General features: G+C 69.5%; 19 protein-coding genes. 7 read left to right on the plus strand and 12 right to left on the minus strand.

The window, feature by feature from the left end:
• The first annotated feature begins 3 nt into the window (after positions 1 to 3).
• Positions 4 to 840 (plus strand): metal-dependent hydrolase, encoded by an 837-nt coding sequence (locus J2X01_RS02915; RefSeq protein WP_310050427.1) that lies wholly within the window; start codon positions 4 to 6, stop codon positions 838 to 840.
• A gap of 52 nt (positions 841 to 892) precedes the next feature.
• Here the strand turns inward: J2X01_RS02915 and J2X01_RS02920 are convergent, their stop codons facing one another.
• The 6 genes from J2X01_RS02920 to nirB form a co-directional block, all read right to left on the minus strand.
• Complete coding sequence (locus J2X01_RS02920) at positions 893 to 1,123, minus strand: hypothetical protein (protein WP_310050428.1); 231 nt, start codon at positions 1,121 to 1,123, stop codon at positions 893 to 895.
• Positions 1,124 to 1,176: 53 nt separating this feature from the next.
• Positions 1,177 to 1,905, minus strand: coding sequence for a deoxyribose-phosphate aldolase (gene deoC / locus J2X01_RS02925; RefSeq protein ID WP_310050430.1), 729 nt, complete (start codon positions 1,903 to 1,905; stop codon positions 1,177 to 1,179).
• A gap of 87 nt (positions 1,906 to 1,992) precedes the next feature.
• Entirely contained in the window at positions 1,993 to 2,853 is an 861-nt protein-coding gene (locus tag J2X01_RS02930; protein ID WP_310050431.1) for an FAD-dependent oxidoreductase, read from the minus strand.
• 148 nt (positions 2,854 to 3,001) lie between these two features.
• Positions 3,002 to 4,171 carry a uroporphyrinogen-III synthase gene (locus J2X01_RS02935; protein WP_374724931.1) on the minus strand — a complete coding sequence of 390 codons (1,170 nt, stop codon included), beginning with the start codon at positions 4,169 to 4,171 and terminating at the stop codon, positions 3,002 to 3,004.
• Between the two features lie 5 nt (positions 4,172 to 4,176).
• Complete coding sequence (cobA, locus tag J2X01_RS02940) at positions 4,177 to 5,211, minus strand: uroporphyrinogen-III C-methyltransferase (protein ID WP_310050432.1); 1,035 nt, start codon at positions 5,209 to 5,211, stop codon at positions 4,177 to 4,179.
• A 2-nt stretch (positions 5,212 to 5,213) separates the two neighbouring features.
• A complete protein-coding gene (nirB, locus tag J2X01_RS02945; protein WP_310050433.1) occupies positions 5,214 to 7,916 on the minus strand; it encodes a nitrite reductase large subunit NirB in 2,703 nt (900 codons plus the stop codon).
• Positions 7,917 to 8,185: 269 nt separating this feature from the next.
• On the opposite strand from nirB, the gene nirD reads away from it, so the two are divergent.
• On the plus strand, positions 8,186 to 8,563 hold the full coding sequence (gene nirD / locus J2X01_RS02950; RefSeq protein WP_310050434.1) for a nitrite reductase small subunit NirD: 378 nt from the start codon (positions 8,186 to 8,188) through the stop codon (positions 8,561 to 8,563).
• Positions 8,564 to 8,581: 18 nt separating this feature from the next.
• On the opposite strand, the gene J2X01_RS02955 is transcribed toward nirD, so the two are convergent.
• Positions 8,582 to 10,327, minus strand: a complete 1,746-nt coding sequence (locus tag J2X01_RS02955) for a phospho-sugar mutase (RefSeq protein ID WP_310050436.1) — start codon at positions 10,325 to 10,327, stop codon at positions 8,582 to 8,584.
• Positions 10,328 to 10,456: 129 nt separating this feature from the next.
• Here J2X01_RS02955 and J2X01_RS02960 point away from each other — a divergent pair, with 129 nt between their 5' ends.
• The gene (locus J2X01_RS02960; protein WP_310050438.1) at positions 10,457 to 10,939 is read left to right on the plus strand and encodes an RrF2 family transcriptional regulator; all 483 of its coding nucleotides are present in this window, start codon (positions 10,457 to 10,459) and stop codon (positions 10,937 to 10,939) included.
• A 20-nt stretch (positions 10,940 to 10,959) separates the two neighbouring features.
• On the opposite strand, the gene J2X01_RS02965 is transcribed toward J2X01_RS02960, so the two are convergent.
• The gene (locus J2X01_RS02965; protein ID WP_310050440.1) at positions 10,960 to 11,778 is read right to left on the minus strand and encodes a purine-nucleoside phosphorylase; all 819 of its coding nucleotides are present in this window, start codon (positions 11,776 to 11,778) and stop codon (positions 10,960 to 10,962) included.
• 105 nt (positions 11,779 to 11,883) lie between these two features.
• Here J2X01_RS02965 and J2X01_RS02970 point away from each other — a divergent pair, with 105 nt between their 5' ends.
• The 3 genes from J2X01_RS02970 to J2X01_RS02980 all read left to right on the plus strand — a co-directional run bounded on the left by J2X01_RS02970 (position 11,884) and on the right by J2X01_RS02980 (position 14,693).
• Positions 11,884 to 13,299 carry an NAD(P)H-quinone dehydrogenase gene (locus J2X01_RS02970; protein ID WP_310050442.1) on the plus strand — a complete coding sequence of 472 codons (1,416 nt, stop codon included), beginning with the start codon at positions 11,884 to 11,886 and terminating at the stop codon, positions 13,297 to 13,299.
• 18 nt (positions 13,300 to 13,317) lie between these two features.
• Entirely contained in the window at positions 13,318 to 14,043 is a 726-nt protein-coding gene (locus J2X01_RS02975) for a hypothetical protein (RefSeq protein WP_310050443.1), read from the plus strand.
• Between the two features lie 110 nt (positions 14,044 to 14,153).
• On the plus strand, positions 14,154 to 14,693 hold the full coding sequence (locus J2X01_RS02980) for a flavodoxin domain-containing protein (protein WP_310050444.1): 540 nt from the start codon (positions 14,154 to 14,156) through the stop codon (positions 14,691 to 14,693).
• Positions 14,694 to 14,720: 27 nt separating this feature from the next.
• Here J2X01_RS02980 and J2X01_RS02985 read toward each other — a convergent pair whose 3' ends face one another.
• Both J2X01_RS02985 and J2X01_RS02990 read right to left on the minus strand, forming a co-directional pair.
• Entirely contained in the window at positions 14,721 to 15,413 is a 693-nt protein-coding gene (locus J2X01_RS02985; protein WP_310050446.1) for a hypothetical protein, read from the minus strand.
• A gap of 42 nt (positions 15,414 to 15,455) precedes the next feature.
• Positions 15,456 to 16,109: a hypothetical protein gene (locus tag J2X01_RS02990; protein ID WP_310050447.1), complete on the minus strand. Its 654-nt coding sequence runs from the start codon at positions 16,107 to 16,109 to the stop codon at positions 15,456 to 15,458.
• A gap of 163 nt (positions 16,110 to 16,272) precedes the next feature.
• Between J2X01_RS02990 and J2X01_RS02995 the strand changes: the two genes are divergently transcribed.
• Positions 16,273 to 16,626 (plus strand): hypothetical protein, encoded by a 354-nt coding sequence (locus J2X01_RS02995; RefSeq protein ID WP_310050448.1) that lies wholly within the window; start codon positions 16,273 to 16,275, stop codon positions 16,624 to 16,626.
• A gap of 657 nt (positions 16,627 to 17,283) precedes the next feature.
• On the opposite strand, the gene J2X01_RS03000 is transcribed toward J2X01_RS02995, so the two are convergent.
• Together J2X01_RS03000 and J2X01_RS03005 are read right to left on the minus strand one after the other, a co-directional pair.
• Positions 17,284 to 18,840: an FAD-dependent oxidoreductase gene (locus J2X01_RS03000; RefSeq protein ID WP_310050450.1), complete on the minus strand. Its 1,557-nt coding sequence runs from the start codon at positions 18,838 to 18,840 to the stop codon at positions 17,284 to 17,286.
• The gene (locus J2X01_RS03005; protein WP_310050452.1) at positions 18,837 to 21,065 is read right to left on the minus strand and encodes a molybdopterin oxidoreductase family protein; all 2,229 of its coding nucleotides are present in this window, start codon (positions 21,063 to 21,065) and stop codon (positions 18,837 to 18,839) included. Before J2X01_RS03005 ends, J2X01_RS03000 begins: the two co-directional genes overlap by 4 nt.
• Position 21,066 lies beyond the last annotated feature (1 nt).

The following is a 21,066-nucleotide window of genomic DNA, read 5'->3' on the forward strand; positions in this document are numbered from 1 at the left end:
AGCATGATGGGAGGACACCACGCCGCGTCGGGAGCCGCGGCGTGGGTGGCGATTGCCTCGACCGGTCCGTACGCGCTGGGCTGGTATCCGCTGGACGCGACCGGGATTGTGATCGGCGGGATGGCGACGGCGGGGACGGCCCTGGTCTGCGACTGGGACCACCGCTCCAGCACGGTGGCCCACTCGCTGCCGCCGCTGTCGAACGTGATCGCCGTCGGCATCGAGAACATCTCCGGCGGCCACCGGCAGGGCACGCACTCCCTGCTCGGCACCGCGTTCTTTGTGCTGCTCGCGACGCTGGCCGGGCAGTTTCAGCTGCAGACCGACTGGGGTCTGCTGTCGGTGGGCGCCGGGCTGCTGTGCATGTTCATGATCAACATCGCAGCCAAAGCCCTCAAGCTCTTCCCGAAGTACGGCTGGATCAGCAACTGGGTCTTCGCCCTGACCATGGCCGGACTTGTGACCTGGTTCGCGCCGCACCAGTGGACCTGGCTGCCGGTCTCGATGCTGACCGGCGTGCTGGTACACATTGTCGGGGACATGATCACCACCGGGGGAGTGCCGCTGCTCTGGCCGGTGGTGATCAAGCCGCCGAAGTTCCTGCGGAAACTGCCGCTGGTGAAGAACATCTGGCGGGCCAACGGGGCGTTTTCCATCCCGTTGCTGGGCCGGGCCGGGTCACGGCGGGAATGGTTCGTGCTGATCCCGGTCAGCGCCTACGCCATGATCGGGATGTTCGGCGCCGCGCTGGCCCTGGCCGAAGTGCACTGGCCGGCCGCCGCCGCCCTCGGGGCGGGCTGGATCCACAGCCTCTACGCGCTGCTCGCCGCGGGGGGTTAACTGACTGAAGCTCCGGAAGATCCGGAGCTTCAGTCAGTTGCGTAGCTGGTGCTTAGAACTCGCCGGCGGAATCCGAGCGGCCGGTGATGGTCTGCGGGATCCAGAATGCCAGGGCGAACAGGCCGAGGCAGACGGCCATCGGCCATGGGTTGCTCAGCGTCAGGAAGCTCAGCGAGTAAAGCGCAGCGAAGAAGAGGACCATCATCAGGGCGAACAGGATGATGCTGGAGCCGAGGCTGTTCTCGTTCTGCGGCGTCGTGGCGGTGGTGGTCTTGCTGGACATTCGTTCCTCCTCGGCCCCGTGGGGCTCAAAACTGTGGCGGCTGCCGGAGCGGATCAGTACGCGGAGGAACCCTGTTCACCCTTGACGATCGCGATGCCGGAGCTGGCGCCAATACGTGTTGCACCTGCAGCAATCATAGCCTGTGCATCGTGGAGCGAACGCACGCCGCCCGAGGCCTTGACGCCGAGGTCCGGGCCGACGGTGCGGCGCATCAGCGCGACGTCCGCGGCGGTGGCCCCGCCGCCGTTGAAGCCGGTGGAGGTCTTCACGAAATCGGCCCCCGCGGCCACGGCGGCCTCGCAGGCCAGCACCTTCTGGGCGTCATCCAGCAGTGCCGTTTCGATGATGACCTTCAGGATGGCACCGCCGTCGTGGACGGCGTCGGCGACGGCCGTGATGTCATCGATGAGGGCGCCCTTGTCGTTGGCCCGGGCCGCGGCAATGTTGACCACCATGTCGACCTCCTCGGCGCCGTCCAGGACCGCGCCGCGGGCCTCAAAGGCCTTGACGTCGCTCGGGGTGGCCCCCAGGGGGAAACCGACGACGGAGCAGGTCAGCACGCCGGAGCCCTTCAGGGCCTTCTTGACGGTCTTGACCCAGATCGGGTTGACGCACACCGACTTGAACCGGTACTCGGCGGCCTCGGCACAGACCTTGAGGATTTCGGCTTCGCTGGCCTCCGGCTTGAGCAGCGTGTGGTCGATGCAGGAGGCAATGTTTTGCCCGGAGTCCGGGGCAGCGGGGGTGGCATTGCCGGCAGTCGCGGCGGCGTCGTTGCTCATGGTGATCCCTTCGTGGCTTCTCAGGTGTCCATCTTGCCACAACGGCCCGGCCGCCGAAGGGTATCCGCGCACGGCTCGGGCGACAGGTCAGGCGGCCTCCGCGAGGGGCTCCGCCATTCCCGCCCGGAGCAGCTGGGAGGCGCAGACGGACGCGGCAGAGGACGCGGCCACGAGGAGTCCCAGGCGGACGCCGTCGAACACGGCAGCGTCCCCGATGGCCCAGATTCCCGAGACGGACGTGCGGAAGTCGCGGCCGATGACGATCCCGCCGTGGCGTGCCGTGTTCAGTCCGGCGCTGACCGCGAGGGCGTCGCGGGCAATCGGCTCCTCGGCCAGGACCACCAGGTCCCCGGCCATGCTGGAGCCGTCCTCGAACACAATCCCGGCGGCGGCGAGCGTCGAACCGGCGAGGGTGGGAACGACGGCGGCCGGCCGCTGTGAGGTGCGGATGGGGCGGACACCGCGGGCACGCAGCACGGCCTCTGCCTGGCCCGCGGCCGTGCCGGTGCCGACCAGGATACCCAGCGGCCGCCGGCCCAGGACGCGGGTGACATCCTTGACGGCTTCGCCCAGCCCGGCGGCGTCGTCGATCGTGGAGTAGCTCAGGCACCGGCCTTCCCCGGCCAGCGGTGCGCCGGCGGGGGAGGACCCGGTTGCGATGACCAGCTGGTCGTAGCTGAATTCCAGGCCGTCCGCGGTGGTGACGTAGCGGCTGTCCGGGTCGATGTAGCTCGCCGGCTGGCCGAAGCGGACGGAAACCTGCGGGAGCGCGGCGAGTTCCAGCAGCTCCTCGGGGGCGTCGTCCCGGTTGCTGAGCACTGTGATCCCGCCGGCGAACGGGGTCCGGACGAGCTGGCGGACGAGTTCCTGCGCGGCAGGGCCGGCCCCGGCAATGACAATGCGGGGCCGGGTCTGCGAATCGGCGGAAGCGGTGGGAGTGGCGGACATGGTGAGGCCCTTTCGCTGGTGGCCCGTGGTGTGGCCGGTCTGCTTGATGAACCCAGCGTAGGCGGGTGATCTTTCCGGCGTGTTTCCCCGGTGTTGCGGGATTTTCGCCGCCCGTTCGCCAATGTTTACCCGCCAGTAATGGCGTGGGTCACACCCGGATCCGGTAGCCGCGCTTCACCACGGTTTCCACCAGTCGGCCGTCCGGCAGGGCGGAGCGCAGCCGGCTGACCGTCATGTCCAGGGCATGGACCGAACCGCGGAGTTCCAGCAGCTCGGACAGCGATTCGCGGGACAGTACCGCGCCGCCGGCGCCCAGCAGCGCCCGCAGCAGCAGGAGCGGTGCGGGCGCCAGTTCCACGGCCGCGCCGTCGATCCGCAGCGAGCGTCCACGGAGTTCCACGTGCCCCGACACGGTGTCCAGGCGGCGGACGTGGTTGAGGGCCAGGTGCTCCACCACGAGCCGGATCAGGGCGCCCATCCGGAACCGCTCCGGGACCAGCGGCTGAAGCCCGGCGTCGATCAGCGGCTGGGCCGTGATGGGGCCGACGACGGCGGTGGCCACGGTGGTCTTGAGGCTCTCCACGAGCTGCTTGTACAGGCCCATCTCGTGCGCGGTGCTCCACATCGCATCCACCGCGGGGGCGCTCGTGAAGGTCAGCACATCCAGGTCGCCGCTGCACGCGGCTTCGATCAGGCGGGGCAGCCGGTCCGCGCCGTCGGGTTTGACCCAGCGGTACGGAGTGACCGTCAGGACCGTGGCGCCGGACATCCGGAGGCGTTCGAGCTGGCGGACGTCGGTGTAGCCGTGCAGCTGCACCGCGACGGTCTTGCCGCGCACGCCCTCGGCCAGGAGCATGTCCACCAGTGTGGCGGTGGTTTCGTCTGAACTGATCCCGACGTCGGCCAGGCCGGCCGCGCGGACGGCGCCGCGGGCCTTGGGCCCCCGGACGAACATCCGGGTGGCGCCGAGGGTCTCCAGCAGCTGCTCGCCGATCCCGAAGGTGTCCGCGGCCTCGCACCAGCGCCGCATGCCGTAGGCCGTGGTGGCGATGCACAGCTCGGGGCGCGCGGCGATGATGGCGCGCGTGTCCTCGATCAGGCTCAGGTCCTCCTGCACGGGGGCGATCTTCAGCGCCGGCGCGTGCAGCACCTCGGCGCCGCGCCGCTCCAGGGCCTCGATCAGGTCCTGTGAACGGCGGTGCGAGGTCACCCCGATCCGGAAGCCCTCCAGCGGCAGCTCCGCGGCTTCCGCCACGGCCTCGGGTGCCGGATCGGGGGCGGGCAGCGCCGCCGGGGCTGTGGCGTTGAGCGCGCTCACGGTGCTCACGCCCCCATCAGGGACGCGGCCAGGCGGTCCAGTTCGGCTTCCGCCTCGGCGCAGCCCCGGTTGGCCTCGGCGACCCGGACGACGTCGCCGATCACCAGCACAGCCGGGTTGCTGCACTCCGCAGCCGCCGTCGTGATGGTGCCCAGCTCGGCGATGGTGGTCCGCTGCCCAGGACGGTAACCGCGCTCGACGACGGCCATTGGCATGTCCGCGCGCATCCCGGCCCGGCGCAGCCCGGCGGCGAGCTGGTGCAGTGTGCCGATGCCCATCAGCACCACGATGGTCCCGCCCAGCCCGGCGAGGTGCCGGTGTTCCTTCTCGGTCAGCGGGGCGTGGCCGGAGACCACGGTGAACAGGTGGCTGACCTCGCGGTGCGTGACCGGGATCCCGGCCGCGGCCGGAACGGAGATGGCACTCGTCACACCGGAGATGACGCGGACCGGCACGCCGGCCTTGACGCAGGCGGCCACTTCCTCGCCGCCGCGGCCGAACACGTACGGGTCGCCGCCCTTGAGCCGCACGACGTTTTTCCCGGCCAGCGCGGCCTCCACCATCAGCGCCTCGATGCCGGCCTGGCTGACCGGGTGGTGGCCGGGGCGCTTGCCCACATCCACCAGCTCGGCCGAACTCAGGGCGGGCAGCTCCTGGTAGGGGGCCAGCCGGTCGTAGAACACCACGTCGGCGTCGCGCAGGGCCTTGACGGCGGCGACGGTCAGCAGTTCGGTGGTCCCCGGTCCGCCGCCGACCAGGGTGACGTGGCCGCCGGGGCCTGCTGCGGGTTCGGCGGCGACCGGGATGCCGGTTTCCCGGCAGCGGTCCAGCAGCGCTTCCCAGCCGGGCTGGCCGTCGTCGACGGCGGCGACCAGGAACGGGCGTTCCGGCAGGGGGCCGTCGTGGCGGGCGCCGCCCGGGCTGCTGAGCCGCGAGACGACGGCGCCGGCGGCCCGGTAGCGGCGGACCGCCTGGTGCGCGGCAGCGTCCGAGCCGGTGACGAGGACATCGCGTCCGCTGAGATCGATGCTGAGCTGCATGGTCAGACCTTACTTTCCTGGGCGGGGCGTTCCTGGGCAGAGGCTGGGGCGTCGGAGGGCCGGACCCGGATGCTGGAGGCGATCAGCACGGCACCTTTCTCCTCCGCGGTGGCGGGGCGCATCTGGCCGCGCTCGTCGGGGACGAAGGTGATGGAATCGTCCTTCTGGTCCGGGGCGTTGACGAAGGAGCGGAAGCGGCGCAGGCGCTCGGGATCCTTCAGGGTGTCGGCCCATTCGTCGACGTAGGTGTCAACGTGCTTGGCCATGGCGGCCTCAAGGTCCTCGGCGATGCCCAGGGTGTCGTGCACCACCACGTCCTCGACGTGTTTGATGCCGCCGTCGAGCTCCTCCTGCCAGCGCGCGGTGCGCTGCAGGCGGTCGGCGGTGCGGATGTAGTACATGAAGTAGCGGTCGATGTACTTGATCAGGGTTTCGTCGTCCAGGTCCTTGGCCAGCAGCTGGGCGTGCGCCGGGGTGGCCCCGCCGTTGCCGCCGACGTACAGGTTCCAGCCGTCCGCGGTGGCGATCACACCGACGTCCTTGCCGCGGGCCTCGGCGCATTCGCGGGCGCAGCCGGAAACACCCATTTTCAGTTTGTGCGGGCTGCGGAGGCCGCGGTAGCGCAGCTCCAGCGCGATGGCCATGGCGACGGCGTCCTGGACCCCGAAGCGGCACCAGGTGGAGCCGACGCAGGACTTCACGGTCCGCAGGGACTTGCCGTAGGCCTGGCCGGATTCGAAGCCGGCGTCCACGAGGAGCTTCCAGATTTCCGGCAGCTGCTCCAGCCGTGCGCCGAACATGTCGATCCGCTGGCCGCCGGTGATCTTGGTGTAGAGGCCGTACTGCTCGGCGACCGCGGCGATCACTCCGAGCTTCTTGGGCGTTATCTCGCCGCCGGCGATCCGCGGGACCACCGAGTAGGTGCCGTCCTTCTGCATGTTGGCCAGGGCGCGGTCATTGGTGTCCTGCAGGGTGCCGCGGCCGGCGTCCAGGACGTAGGCGCTGTTCTGGCTGGCCAGGATGTTGGCGATGGTCGGCTTGCAGATGTCGCAGCCGGCCCCGGTGCCGTATCTGGCCATGACCTCCTCGAAGGAGCTGAGTTCGAGGACGCGGATGGTTTCGAAGAGTTCCTGGCGGGACAGCTCGATGTGTTCGCAGAGGGCCTTGGAGACGGCGACGCCGGACTTGGTCAGTTCGGTTTCCAGCAGCTTCTTCAGCATCGGCACGCAGGAACCGCAGCTGGTCCCGGCGCGGGTGCAGCCCTTCAGATCCCCGAGTTCCTGGACCGGGGCGTTGCCGTCGCAGGCCCCGCAGCCGTTGACGGTGTCGCGGATGGTCCCCGCAGAGACGTTGTTGCAGGAACACAGGATGGCGTCATCCGGGAGTTCCGTGTCCGGAGCGTCGCCGCCGCCGGCCGCGGTGAGGTAGGCGCCGGGTTCGGCGGCCAGTTCGCGGCCCAGCATGGGACGCAGCGACGTGTACGGGGCGGCGTCCCCGACGAAAATTCCGCCCAGCAGGGTCTTGGCATCGTCCGTGGTGACGATCTTCTGGTAGACACCGCGGGCCGGGTCGGCGTAGACGATTTCCAGCGCGCGCTCGGTCCGGGCGAAGGCGTCGCCGAAGCTGGCCACGTCGACGCCGGAGAGCTTGAGCTTGGTGGCGGTGTCGAAACCCGGGAAGGTCGCGTCGCCGCCGTGCAGCCGGTCCGCAACGATCTCCGCCATGGTGTTCGCGGGAGCCACGAGGCCCAGGCACATGCCGCCAAAGTTGGCGACTTCGCCGATCGCCCAGATGCCGGGGACCTGCGTCTCACAGCCGTCGGAGATAACGACGCCGCCGCGCGGGCCGAGGTCGAACAGCGGCGCGGTGCCCTCAATCTCCGGGCCGTTGGCCGTGCGGAACAGCTCGTCACGGGGTTTGACGCCGATCGCGACGATCACGAGGTCGGCGTCGACGATGCGGCCGTCGGCCATCAGCACCCCGGTGACCTGGCCGTCGTCGTCGGACAGGACTTCGGAGGGGAACACCCCGCCGTGGACGGTGAAGCCCTTGGCTTCGATCAGGCGTCCCAGGGCCTGCCCGGCGCCTTCGTCGAGCTGGGTGTTCATCAGCCAGGGGGAGCCGTTGATGACGATCGGGGTGGCGCCGAGCTGCTCGGTGCCGGCGGCGGATTCCAGGCCCAGCAGGCCGCCGCCGATCGTGACGGCGTTGACCTTGCGGCCCAGCTTCTCCGCCAGGTCCGCAATCGCCTTATTGATGGCCCAGACATCTTCCAGCGTGCGGTAGACGTGCGTGAGTTCGGAGCCCGGGATCGGCAGCCGGGCGGCATCGGAGCCGGTGGCGATGACCAGCTCGTCATACGGGTATACGGTGCCGGCCGCTGTGGTCACGGCCTTGCCCGCGATGTCGATGCCGGTGACGCGCTCGCCGGTCCGCAGCGTGAGAGCCTCGTGGTCCCACATCGAGGCGGCACCCAGGGTGAGGTCGACGTCGGCGTCGGTGAGGGCTTTGCTCAGCGCGACGCGGTCGTAGGGGAGGTGCGCTTCCTCGGTGAGGACGGTGACGTTCCAGCCGTCCAGGCCCCGGGCGTGCATGGCGTCGGCGAAACGGTGGGCGGCAGGGCCGCCGCCGGCAACCACGATGCGGCGCGGTGCTGTGGTGCGCTCTGCGTCCTGGTTCTGGGGGCTTGAAGTCTGTCCGGTCACGGTGGGCCTTTCGCAGTGGCCGCAGTCGGTGCTCTGCGGCCTTCTCAATCGAGGTGTCCATCCAGACTAGGCAAGCGCAGTTTCGCTTCAGTTTCCCTTATGTTTCGTGATCTTAACTTCTGCATCACGAACGCGTTTCCGGCGGCGTGAGGTCTCTTTTACGAGCCGGACACATTTAATGCACGCGGCCGTTACACCGCGGACCTAGCTTGGGTATGTGGCCGCAGGAGCGGCTGAGCCCGGAAGAGATGTATCAGAGAGGGGCCGAAATGACTGCCGTACTTGAGAGCGCAGCACGGAGCTTTGTTGAACACCCCAGCTATGGGACCGGCTGGCACCGCGTGTGCGCCGTGGAGGACCTGGAACCGGCCTGGGGCGAGGCCGCGCTGATCGCCGGGCGCCAGGTGGCGCTGTTCCGCACCGTGTCCGGTGAGGTTTTTGCCGTCGGCCAGGAGGATCCGGCCACCGGTGCGCATGTGATGGCCCGTGGCATCACCGGGTCCCGCGGCTCACGCCCGACGCTGGCCTCGCCGCTGCACAAAGAGGTTTATGACCTGGGTACGGGGGAGTGCCTGGGCACGCCGGGACTCCGCCTCCCGACCTTCGGTACCCGGATTGTGGGCGGGTACATTGAGGTCGAGCTGTAGGGCCGGAGGCCCCGAAGGCTACAGCCCCAGCGCCTCGCGGACGTCCGCGAGGACGCCGTCGAGCGCGGCGCGTGCCTCCTGCCGCGCCGCCGGCAGTTCAGCGGCGGAACCGACGCTGCGGATGACCTCCAGGTAGCACTTGAGCTTGGGTTCGGTGCCGCTGGGGCGGATGATGATGCGGCTGAGATCCTTGGTGAGGTACAGCAGGCCGTCGGTGGGCGGCAGCTGGGCGCTGCCCTCGGCGAGGTCCGTGACGGTTTCGACGGCGGAACCGCCAAAGGATTCCGGCGGGCTGACGCGCAGCCGGTTCATCATGGCGTCCAGCAGGCCCAGGTCCGCGACCCGGATGCTGAGCTGGTCGCTGGCATGCAGCCCGTGCACCAGGTACAGCGCGTCAAGCGTATCGAAGATGGTCTTGCCGTCGGCCTTCGCTGCCGCTGCGAGTTCCGCGATCAGCACTGCCGCGGAAATCCCGTCCTTGTCCCGGACCAGCGAGGGTGCGACACAGTAGCCCAGCGCCTCCTCGTAGCCGTACAGCAGCCCGGGAACCCGGGCAATCCACTTGAAGCCGGTGAGGGTTTCCTCATGGGCGTAGCCCGCCGCGGCGGCGATCCGGGCGAGCAGCCGCGAGGACACGATCGAGTTCGCGAACCCCCCTGCCGTGGTTTCTGCGCTGCCGCCGGCCGCCAGCCGCGCCACGACGTGCGCGCCGAGCAGGGCACCGACCTCGTCGCCGCGCAGCATCCGCCAGGCCCCGGTGTCCGGATCCTGCGCGGCCACCGCGGCGCGGTCGGCGTCGGGGTCGTTGGCGATCACGATGTCCGCATCCACGCGGCCGGCGGTTTCGAGCGCCAGGTCCAGGGCGCCGGGCTCTTCCGGGTTCGGGAAGTTCACGGTGGGGAAGTCGGGGTCCGGTGCGGCCTGCTCGCTGACCAGGGTGACGTCGGCGAAGCCGGCCGCGTGCAGGACCGCGACCGCGGTGTCGCCGCCCACGCCGTGCATCGGGGTCAGCACGATCTTGAGGTCGCGGGCCGGGAAGTGCTCCGGCATGGCAAGGGCCGCGACGGCGGCCTCGTAGTCGCCGGCGATGGACGGATCCAGCACTGTCCAGCCTTCGGTGGCAAGGGTGATGCCGGACAGCTCGCCGACGGTGTCGATTTTCGCCGCGATCAGGGCATCGTAGGGAGTCACGATCTGCGCGCCGCGTCCGCTCTCCTCGACGGCGTGCCGGCCCAGGTAGACCTTGTAGCCGTTGTCCTGCGGCGGGTTGTGGCTGGCGGTGACCATCACGCCGCCGTCGCACTCCAGCGCCCGCACCGCGTAGGCGAGCAGCGGGGTGGGCAGGGCTGCCGGCATCAGGAAGGTCTCAACACCGGCGGCGGTGAGGATCGCCGCGGTTTCCTCGGCGAAAATCCCGGAGTTGTAGCGGGCGTCATAGCCGACGACGGCGCGTGGCCGGGTACCGGGGGCGGCCGCTGCGACGGCGTCGGTCAGGAAAGCCGTGAAGCCGGCGGCGGCGCGGCGCACCACCACGCGGTTCATCCGGTTCGGGCCGGGGCCGAGGGCTGCCCGCAGGCCTGCGGTGCCGAACTGCAGGGTGCCGCTGAAGCTGTCGGCGAGCTCCTGGCGGGCCGCTGCGACGCCTCCACTGGTGAGGCGGACCAGCTCGGACAGGGTGGCGGCGGTGGTGGGATCCGGGTCCTGGGCGGCCCAGGTCCGGGCTTCGCCGAGCAGGCGGGTGAGTTCGGCATCAGAAGACGTCATAGGAACCAAACTAGCGTCATTCGCGGCTGATGCCTCCCCCCACCGGCGCGAGCCCGCGTACAGATCGATCACAGCTGTCCTGCCGCCAGCCCTTGACAGGCAATTTTCCGGACACGTAGCGTCTGGAATATGAAGTTGGGCCGTGGGGTGGAATGGGCCGTGCACAGTTGCGTCAATATGTCGTGGACGCCGGCCGGGGAAGCGGTCAACAGTGCCCGGCTGGCGGAGTACTACAAGCTCCCAGGGGCCTATCTCAACAAGCAGCTCCAGTCGCTGGTCCGTGCCGGGATCCTGGGCTCGGTCTCGGGTCCGCGGGGCGGGTTCCACCTGGCCCGCCGGCCGGAGAACGTTACCGTCCTCGATATCGTCCTGGCCCTGGAGGGCCCCGACCCGGTGTTTCGCTGCGACGGGATCCTGGGCAATGTCCCGGGTGCCGACACGGAGCAGAACTTCGTCAGGACCTGCCTCATTTCGCAGACCATGCGCCAGGCCGAACTCGTCTGGCGGCAGGCACTGGCCCGGCAGACCATTGCCGGGATCGCCGATTCGATGGAACGGCGATTCCCGCAGGACAAGGTCAAGGCCGTGCGCTACCTCACTGCGGGGCGCTGAGCCCGCCGGGAGCCGGGGCCTCAGAGCTTCGCGATGATCTCCGCGAGCAGCTTGGAGATGCGCGGGCCGGCAGCCTGGCCGGCCTCGAGGACTTCGCCGTGGCTCAGCGGCACCGGGCTGATGCCGGCGGCAAGGTTGGTCACGAGCGAAATGCCGAAGACCTCCATGCCGGCGTGGCGGCCGGCGATGGCCTCGAGCGCGGTGGACATGCCCACCAGGCTCGCGCCGATCCGCTTGGCATACTGCACCTCGGCGGGGGTTTCGTAGTGCGGGCCGGTGAACTGGGCGTAGATGCCCTCCTCCAGCGACGGGTCGACTTCGCGGGCGAGGCCGCGGATCCGCGAGGAATACAGGTCGGTGAGGTCCACGAAGGTGGCCCCTTCGAGCGGTGAGGCGGCGGTGAGGTTGATGTGGTCGCTGATCAGCACGGGCGTGCCGGGCGCCCAGTCCTCATTGAGGCCGCCGCAGCCGTTGGTCAGGACGAGGGTTTTGCAGCCGGCCGCCGCGGCGGTGCGCACACCGTGGACGACGGCCCGGACGCCTTTGCCCTCGTAGTAGTGCGTGCGGGCGCCCAGGACGAGGGCGCGTTTGCCCTCCTTGGTCAGCACGGAGCGGATGGTGCCGACATGTCCCACCACCGAGGGGGAGGAGAAGCCGGGAACCTCGTCCGCGGAGAGCGTGGCCGTGGTCTCACCGATCAGGTCGGCGGCATCGGCCCAGCCGGAGCCGAGCACCAGGGCGACGTCGTGGGCGGCGACGCCCGTCTCCGCCGCGATGTAGTCGGCGGCGGCCCGGGCGGCGTCGAAGGGGTCCGTGGTCAGGAAGTCTGTTGTACTCACCGGTACAAGTTATCCTGCCTGCGGCGTCCTGCCCAGCACCGCACGCGCAGTGGTGCGGGCCCAAATTCTTGGTGGTGCCGTCCGGATGGTGGACAATGGCTGATTGTGACTACGCATCCCGATTTCAGCTCACCCCGCATCGCAATCCTGGGCGGAGGGCCCGGCGGCTACGAAGCAGCCATGGTCGCCGCCTCCCTGGGCGCGACGGTCACCATCATCGAACGGGCGGGCCTCGGCGGTTCCGCGGTGCTGACCGACGTCGTGCCCTCCAAGACCCTGATTGCGACGGCGGACCTGATGACCCGCGTCGCTGAGGCCGGCGAGCTCGGCGTCAAGTTCGACGTCGACGGCGGCGACTTCACCCCGACCATGCGCGCGGACCTCAAGCACATCAACGACCGCCTGCTGCGGCTGGCCCGGCAGCAGTCCGCCGACATCCAGAAGGGCCTGGAGAACCAGGAGGTCCGGATCATGATCGGCTCCGGCAAGATGCTGGACAGCCACACGATTGAGGTCCTCACCGCCGACGGCACCGAGGTCATCGAGGCGGACGCGATCCTGCTGGCCGTCGGTGCGCACCCCCGCGAACTGCCCACCGCCCGCCCCGACGGCGTGCGGATCCTGAACTGGGCGCAGATCTACAATCTGGACGAGCTCCCCGAGGACCTGATCGTGGTCGGCTCCGGCGTGACCGGCGCCGAGTTCGCCTCCGCCTACAACGGCCTCGGGTCCAAGGTCACCCTGATTTCCAGCCGCGACCGTGTGCTGCCCGGCTCGGACACCGACGCCGCCGAGGTCCTTGAAGGCGTCTTCGAACGCCGCGGCGTCAAGGTGCTGTCCCGCGCCCGCGCCGAGACCGTGGAACGCACCGAGAACGGCGTCATCGTCACGCTCGGCGACGGCTCCCAGGTCACCGGCAGCCACTGCCTGGTCGCCGTCGGCTCGATCCCCAACACCGCCGGGATCGGCCTCGAGGAGGCCGGCGTGGCGCTCACCGAGAGCGGCCACATCAAGGTCGACGGCGTCTCCCGCACCACCGCGCCGAACATCTACGCCGCCGGCGACTGCACTGGTGTGCTGGCGCTCGCCTCGGTGGCCGCGATGCAGGGCCGGATCGCGATCGCGCATTTCCTGGGCGACAGTGTGATGCCGCTCAAGCTGCACCAGGTCGCGTCCAACATCTTCACTTCGCCGGAGATCGCGAACGTGGGAGTCTCCGAAGCCGAAATCGATTCCGGCAAGTATCAGGCCGACGTTGTGAAGCTCTCGCTGCGCAGCAATGCGCGCGCCAAGATGCGCAACCACCGGGACGGCTTCATCAAGATCTTCGCCCGCAAGGGCTCCGGAACCGTGATCGGCGGCGTTGTGGTGGGTCCGAATGCTTCGGAGCTGATCTTCGCGATCTCCCTCGCAGTCACGCAGAAACTGCACGTCGACGACGTCGCCAGCACCTTCACGGTCTACCCGTCACTGAGCGGTTCGATTTCCGAAGCGGCCCGGCGCCTGCACGTCCACATGTAGAAAACGGAGGCCGTAGCCATGCAGAGTCCCCGCACCCTTATTGAGTCCGTGGAGAAGAACCCGGCGCTGCCCTCCGGCCCGGAAGAACGCTTTGCCGGCTACGGCGTGATGGGCGTTCCGTTCAGTTCCGGCTACATCCTGGCCCTGCGGCATTTTGCGGCCTCCTCCGTCGGGCCGGGCTACAGCTCGGTCTGGATCCGCGACCCTGCAGGCGTATGGACAATGCACAGCACCGCCGACCCCGGGTCCTCCTGCCCCCGCTACTTCGGCAGCGCCCTCGGATCGGCCTCGACGAGCGGGATTTCCATCCGGTGGCGGGACGGGTACTCCTTCAGCGTGGACGTCGGAGGCGGGGTGGACCTGAGCTGGGACCTGACCCTGGCAGCCACACCGGTCACCCGGCTCATGTCCGCGGTGTCCGGGGCAGTTCCGGACCGGCTGTGGCGCAGCCGGAGGTTCCTGCGCGCCATGGGCGCTGTCGCCGGCCCGGCCTTGGGGGCGGGGCACATCGGGCTGACCGGCAAGGTCCCCAACGGCCAGACGTTTGGGGCGCGCCCGCAGCGGATGTGGTTTGTCCGCGAGAGCACAGCCCGGCTGCACGGGCACAGCCTGGGACAGATCTCAGCCCTGCCCGTCCAGGACCGGCTCGCGGACTTCTGGATCCCGCAGCGTGGCATCTTCATGATCGGCTCGTCAGTGTTCGATCCCTTCGACGCCGCCACGCACCTCGCCGCGGAGCACTGAGCCGCTGCGGAGGACCAGGCGGCAGCCGCCGTCAAGGGCGCGGTGCGCTTTCGGGACGACGGGGACGTTCGGCCCTACTTCCTCACTGCGCCGCGGGGACACAGTGGACCATGGCCAAGATCTATCTCCCCTACGGGAGCGTTGAAGGACAGACAGCCCAGATCGCGGAGTACATCGCAGAGCTGATCCGGGCCCATGAGCATCAGGCGGACACGGTGGACCTCAAGCACTCCGGGGACACCCTTCCGGCCGGCTACGACGGCGTCATCGTGGCGGCGTCGGTGCACATGGGCAAGCACGAGGGGTTTGTGACCGATTTTGTGAAGAAGAACCGCGGCGAACTCGAGCGCCTGCCGTCAGCCCTGGTTTCGGTCAGTCTGGCCGCCCACGGGGATGAGGAGAGCGCGGAGGGCTACGTGGAGAAGTTCGAGGAAGAGACCGGGTGGCGGCCCGCGCACGTCGGCTTGTTCGCCGGCGCGCTGCTGTACACCCACTACAACTTCCTGAAACGCCAGCTCATGAAGAAAATCACCAAGGACAAGGGCTCCGCTGACCTGGATACGTCCCGCGATTACGTCTATACCGAGTGGGACGGCGTCCAGCGGTTCACGGAGGATTTCCTGGCGGGACTGGCTGCCCCGTCACACTAGGGCGGTTGCAGGACTGCGGTGTCGGACTCAGGAGCAGGCGTAGGGCGGAACCGTATCCCAAGCGTTGTAGGGCTGAAACCAGTACTCGAAGCCCAGCCTGTCGGCGTCGTCCTCGAGTACATCGAGGCTGTCCGAGTAGAGCGCCTCACTGTCCGCATCCTCCAATAGGAGTTCCTCAACTTGTGCCCGCCAGTCCTCCGCGAGGTCGAGTTCGTAGATGTCCTCGGTGATTTCCGCCTGGTCGAGCAGGCAGCGGACGGCGAGTTCGGCGGCGAGGCATCCGGGGGCGATCCAGCCGCGGACCAAGGCCGCCGTGACGTCGGCGGCGACGACGATGAACTTTTGGATGAACTTCGCGTCGTAGCTGGAGGCGAACTGGGGCGGCAGCGAGGACAGCACAGAGGTTCCGGCGATGTCGGACGGCGTGACGGCCTCCAGCCCGCTCAGCGTGCCGAGATCGCGGAAGAGCTGGTCGATCAGAATGCTCGACGAGTTCCACAGCAGCCCTGCCAGCAGGCGTGTCTGGCTCACGGCCCTTTGGCGGTCCTGGGGTGAAACGGCGGCCATTTCGTCCAGGTCGTCCGGATCGAACTGGAGCAGCTGCTCCGGGGTCATGTCATCCGGGTGGGGATCGAGGCCCAGCAGTTCCAGGCTCAGCCCGGTCAGCTTGTCGGCCTGGACCAGGAGTTCTTCGGTGATGTCGTCGTCGTCGGCGCTCATGGCCCCGATGCTACCCGCCGTTTGTCCGTGGTCCGATTCGCGTTACGCGGTAGGGTCCGGCCGTTGCCGGGTGGCAGCCGGGTGGTTCCCCGAGGCCGTGCTTCCAGCCACCATTCGGGCGGAAACAAGATAGCTGATCCCCGCGATCAGGGGGACCACGCTGGCTGCGGCGAGCCATCCGACCGGTCCGGACCTCGCGATGACAGTGATCAGGAGCGGCAGCGCGCCCAGGGCCACGAGCAGCCAGCCAGCCACCGCGGTCCGTTTCAGGCCGAGCACTGCGGCCGGGAACGCCAGCGCCACGACGCTGACGGCAATGGCGGGTCCGTTCTCATTGACGAAGTTGCGCAGGGCCGCGGGGTCGAAGGCCAGCCACACGCACGCCGCGACGAAGGAGGCCGTGAGGGCGATCAGCAGCGGAGCGGTGGGCGCCGGCCAGAACCAGGCCGCGAGCGCGAGGATGAGCATCGGAGCCGCCCACACGAGTGTTATCAGCAGCCCGGCATTTCCGCCCGGGTCCTGCATGGCGTAGCCGACGATGAAGATTCCCGCGAGGACCGTGAACACGGCCATGATGGCCGCAGCGGTGCGCGTCAGTGTTGTGGCCCGCTGCTGCGGGTCCTTGTCCCTCGTCAGGACCATCACGACGGCGAACACAACAATCGCGCCGACTGCAAGAATGACCGGGACATTCATGGTGCCTCCTGCGGATGAACGGAGTCTAGGTCCATTGCATCCCCCGCCCCGTGGATGTGCCAAGGGGAGAAAGGCCCATCCAGAGGGAGGGGAGTGCGGGCATCTGACATTCGGGGAATAAAACCTCTTTCTCCGGGCGTGTCGCATGTGCAATAGTGGCGCCATGGTTATTTTCGTGCTATTAGCCATCCTGCTACTGGTCTTGCTTTGGCAATACATCTTGGCTGGGCTCGGCCTCTGGGTGCTCGTGGTCATTATGCGCGCCGTGATCAACTGGACGGTGGCCGACGCGAAGCCGAACTACCGCCGACAGCCCATCCAGACCCGGCCGGTGGCCAGGCCCGTCCAGACGCGGCCGGTGGCCAGAGCCGTCCAGACTCGGCCTGCGCCCACGCCCAAGCCTGCCCGCGAGCTGCCCGCGCCCGACTACCTGCCCCGGTGGACTGCCAGCCGCCGGCTGGACGCCGACCGCGAGCATGCCCAGTGGCAGAAGACGTTCGACAACGCAGCGCAGTAAAACCCCCGCCCGGCCGGGGGTCAACCAAGGGGTAGCGCGCCGGTGTCCGGCGGAGAAGGCTATTCCGCCTTCCGAACTGTGCCGCAGTATTGCTCGGCTTTACTGCCTTGAAGGCATTCCTGGTGCCGCGCGGCCTGGGCCATGCGCCCAAGGAAGACTGAGGCTCGCTGGACGATAGTGTGGGGCACGTGCTGCGGATGGGCCCGAGGTGCTACGAGGTTGGAAGCGTCTCGCGATAAGGCGACGTCCGAGCCCATCCCAGCCTAGCCGGCCCATGCGCCGAAGGTACCGGTCCCGCCGCCTCCGCGGTCGTCGTCTTTGCCGCAACGCTTGCAGCGCCTATATAGGGCGCCATCGTCGGCGTGTTCAGTATGCCAATCGTGCTGAATGTTCAGCATGCACAGCAAGGCCTTGATCATGATCCTCTCCGATCGAATCGAGGGCCGGCGGAGGTCGATAAACCTAATCATCGTCTTCGTGCCGCCGGCGCAGAAGGCTTAAGGCGGGATTCCTTACCCCTCTCAAAATCCAGGAGATTCCCTAACGCTTGTCAAAAACGCCCGCAGTATGGTCACGCTTGATGACAGCGCAACCGGCGTTGACCCGCGATGTCTCGCCGGGGCTTCCGGCCTTCCAAAGTTGTGAGCCGCTCGGCCGTTAGGCTACGGCCCCCTGAAAGTGCTTTTCGATAAGCCCCCGGATGTCGTCATGGCAGCCGCCGCAGCCCGTCCCGGCCCGGGTCGCCCCGGAAACCTCGGCCACCGTCCCGCAGCCGTCGGTCACCGCGGCGGCGATCCTGGTCCCGCTGACGCCGGCGCACCGGCACACGGTGCGTTCCGGGTCGGCGGCGCCGGCGGCGGCCGCCTGGTCCGGGCCGTCCAGGCGCAGCAGCAGCGACCGGTCCGCCGGAAGTTCGGCGCCGCGCTCGAACAGCTGCACGAGCTCGGCCGCCGAGCGGGGCATCCCCACGGCCACCAGACCCTCCAGCACCCCGGCGCGGGTGGTCATCTTTACGTAGCGGCCGTGCTCCGGATCCGCCCACTGCGCGACCTGCAGCCTGGCCCGGCCATGCACGGCACCGGCGGTCAAAGCCTCCTCGTCCCACGGTTCTGCGGCATTGTCCCCGGCTACGGCCATGTTCATGCCGCGCGCCTTGAGCACGATCACGCCAGGCAGCTCCGGCGCCAGCACCGGCAGCAACTCAGCGTCGGCAGATCCAGCGGCCAACAGCATCAAATACTCCGCGAGCCAATCGGCCTGCCGCCAGCCCGGGCCCACCAGCCCCGACGGACCGCGCGCCGTCCGGCACTGCACGCACTCGGCGTCGGGGCAGCGGACCTCGGCGCAGTCCCCGATGGCGAAGATATGCGGCTCATGGTGTGCCCGGAGCATGTGGTCCACCAGGATCCCGGCCGCCGTCGAGAGTCCGCAACCTTCCGCGAGCTCGGTCCGCGGCCGGACGCCGCAGGAGAGCACCAGCAGGTCGCCGTCGATCGCGGAGCCGTCATCGAGCAGCAGGGCGGAGAAGCCGCCGTCGGGAGCGTTGTGTTCCACGCCGGTGGAACGGGCGTTACCGGCCACCCGCACGCCGCAGTTCCGCAATGACGCCGCGAGCACCGCGCCGCCGCCGCGGTCGATATTGCGGCCCAGCGGATGTGGGCCGTTGTGCACCACGGTCACCGTGGCGCCTTCCTCGACCGCGGCGAGGGCGGTCTCCAGGCCCAGCACGCCGCCGCCGAGGACCACCACGCGCTTGCCGCCGGCCACCGCCGCCCGCAGCACCGAGGCGTCGCGCAGGTCCCGCAGCGCAGTCACGCCGGCAGGCAGCACCGGAGCAGCCGGGTCGGGGTTGAGTCCGGTGAGGTTGGGGATCACCGGGCGGCTGCCGGTGGCAAAGACCAGCCGGTCGTAACCGGGGGAGGTGCCGTCGCTGAGGATCAGCTGCTGCCGGGCGCGGTCCACACGGCGGACCCGGACGCCCAGCCGGACGTCGACGCCGTCGGCAACCAGTGCGGCGGCATCGGACAGGGCCAGTGCCGACGCCGTGGTCCGGCCGACCCCGAGATCCGCCACGAGCACGCGGTTGTACGCGGCCTCTGCCTCCTCACCGATCACCGTCAGGTGCGCGAGTCCGCTGCGGACCGCCGGCAGCAGCTCGTCGACCAGGCGCGCGGCCACCGGCCCGAAGCCCACAACAACAATGCGTTCAGTCATGACGCACCTTCCTTCTGCAGTTCATTGGCACGGTGGCTGGCGGCGCCGGCCCGGACCCAGACCTGGCTGAACTTGAACTCCGGCATTCCGGAGATCGGATCCGTGGCCGCCTCGGTGAGGCGGTTGGCGCTCTCCAGTTCCGGGAAGTGGAACGGCAGGAACACCGTTTCGGGCCGGATGTCCGTGCTCAGCTCGGCGCGGCAGGAAACCTCGCCGCGCCCGTTGGAAATCGAGACGAAGTCGCCTGCCGCGATGCCCTGCGCGGCGGCGGCTGCCGGGTGGATCTGCAGCCGCGCCTCGGGCTGGGCCGCGGCCAGGGCGGCCACCCGCCGGGTCTGCGCGCCGGACTGGTAATGCTCCATCAACCGCCCGGTGATCAGGGTCATCGGCGTTCCGAATGGCCCGGCGCCGTCCGCCACCTCCGCGGGCGGGGAAGAAGCCCGACGGCGGGGCGTCACCGGTGTGAACACGGCCCGCCCGTCCGCGTGGGCGAAGGACTCCCGGAACAGCCGCGGGGTCCCGGTGCTGCCGGCGGGGTAGGGCCAGTAGGCCGCCTCGCCGCGGTCCAGCATCGCGTAGTCGATCCCCGAATAGTCAGCCAGGCCACCTTCGGACGCTCGCCGGAGCTCCTCGAAGACGGTCTCCGGGTCCTCGCTGAACGTCGAGGGGGCGTCCAAGGCCTCGGCCAGCCGGGTCATGATCCACAGCTCGCTGCGCACTCCGGGCGGGGGAGCGATCGCGCGGCGGCGGCGCAGTACCCGGCCCTCGAGATTGGTCAGGGTGCCCTCCTCTTCGGCCCACTGGGTGACCGGCAGGACCAGGTCCGCCTCCGCGGCGGTCTCGGAAAGGAAGAAATCGCAGACCACCAGGAATTCCAGGCTCCGCAGGCCGGCGATCACGGCGTTGGCGTCCGGCGCGGAAACCGCCACGTTGGCGCCGTGCACGAACAGGCACCGGACGCCGTCGGACTGGCCCAGGGACTTCAGGAGCTGGACGGCGGGGAGGCCGGGGCCGGGGATCAGCGATTCCGGCACGCCCCAGATGGCGGCCATGTGGGCGCGGGCGGCGGGGTCGGTGATCTTGCGGTAGCCCGGGAGCTGGTCCGCCTTCTGGCCGTGCTCGCGGCCGCCCTGGCCGTTGCCCTGGCCGGTGAGCGTGCCGTAGCCGCTGCGCGCGGAGCCGGGCAGGCCCAGCAGCAGGGCGAGGTTGATGGCGGCGGTGGCGGTGTCGGTGCCGTCGACGTGCTGTTCCACGCCGCGGCCGGTGAGGATGTAGCTGCCGCCCCGGCGCGCGCCGTCGGCGAGCCGGCGGGCGGTGTCGCGGAGCAGTCCGGCCGGGACGCCGGTGAGGGATTGCACGCGTTCGGGCCAGTAGGAGGCGACGCTGCGGACCAGGGCGTCGTAGCCGGCGGTGCGGGCCTCGATGTAGCCGGCGTCGGCCAGGCCCTCATGGATCACGACGTGGGAGAGTCCCAGCAGCAGGGCGAGGTCGGTGCCGGGCAGCGGCTGCAGGTGCAGGCCGCCGCCGTCGGAGGTGAACGCCGCGGTGGCGGAGCGGCGGGGGTCCACGACAATCAGGCCGCCGGCGTCGCGGGCGCCCTGCAGGTGCTGCACGAACGGCGGCATGGTCTCGGCGACGTTGGAGCCGAGCATCAGGATGGTGCTGGCGGAATCGAGGTCCGCCAGCGGGAACGGCAGGCCGCGGTCCAGGCCGAAGGCGCGCATCCCGGCGGCGGCGGCCGAGGACATGCAGAACCGGCCGTTGTAGTCGATCCGCGACGTGCCCAGGGCCAGCCGGGCGAACTTGCCCAGCTGATAGGCCTTTTCGTTGGTGAGCCCGCCGCCGCCGAAGACCCCGACGGCGTCGGCCCCGTAACGGGCCCGCGTGTCCTTGACCGCGGCGGTGATGAGTTCCAGGGCCTTGTCCCAGCTGACCGGGCGGTGGACGCCGTCGGCGCCCTTGAGCAGCGGTTCGGTGACACGGCCGGCGTGGTTGAGCAGCGACGCCGAGGTCCAGCCCTTGCGGCAGAGTCCGCCGCGGTTGGTGGGGAAGTCGCGGCCGGTCACGTCGAGGAGGGCGACCGGCGCCTCGCGGACGGCGGCGGCGGTGGCCGGCACGGGGTCTGACCCCGGCTGGGGAGCCGGGGTCAGAGCCGCTGGGGACTTCAGCGTCATGGCGCACTGCAGCGCGCAGTATGGGCAGTGCGTGTCGGCGCTTTTGGTCATG

The organism is Arthrobacter ginsengisoli, from assembly GCF_031456935.1.
Taxonomy (GTDB): Bacteria; Actinomycetota; Actinomycetes; order Actinomycetales; family Micrococcaceae; genus Arthrobacter; species Arthrobacter ginsengisoli.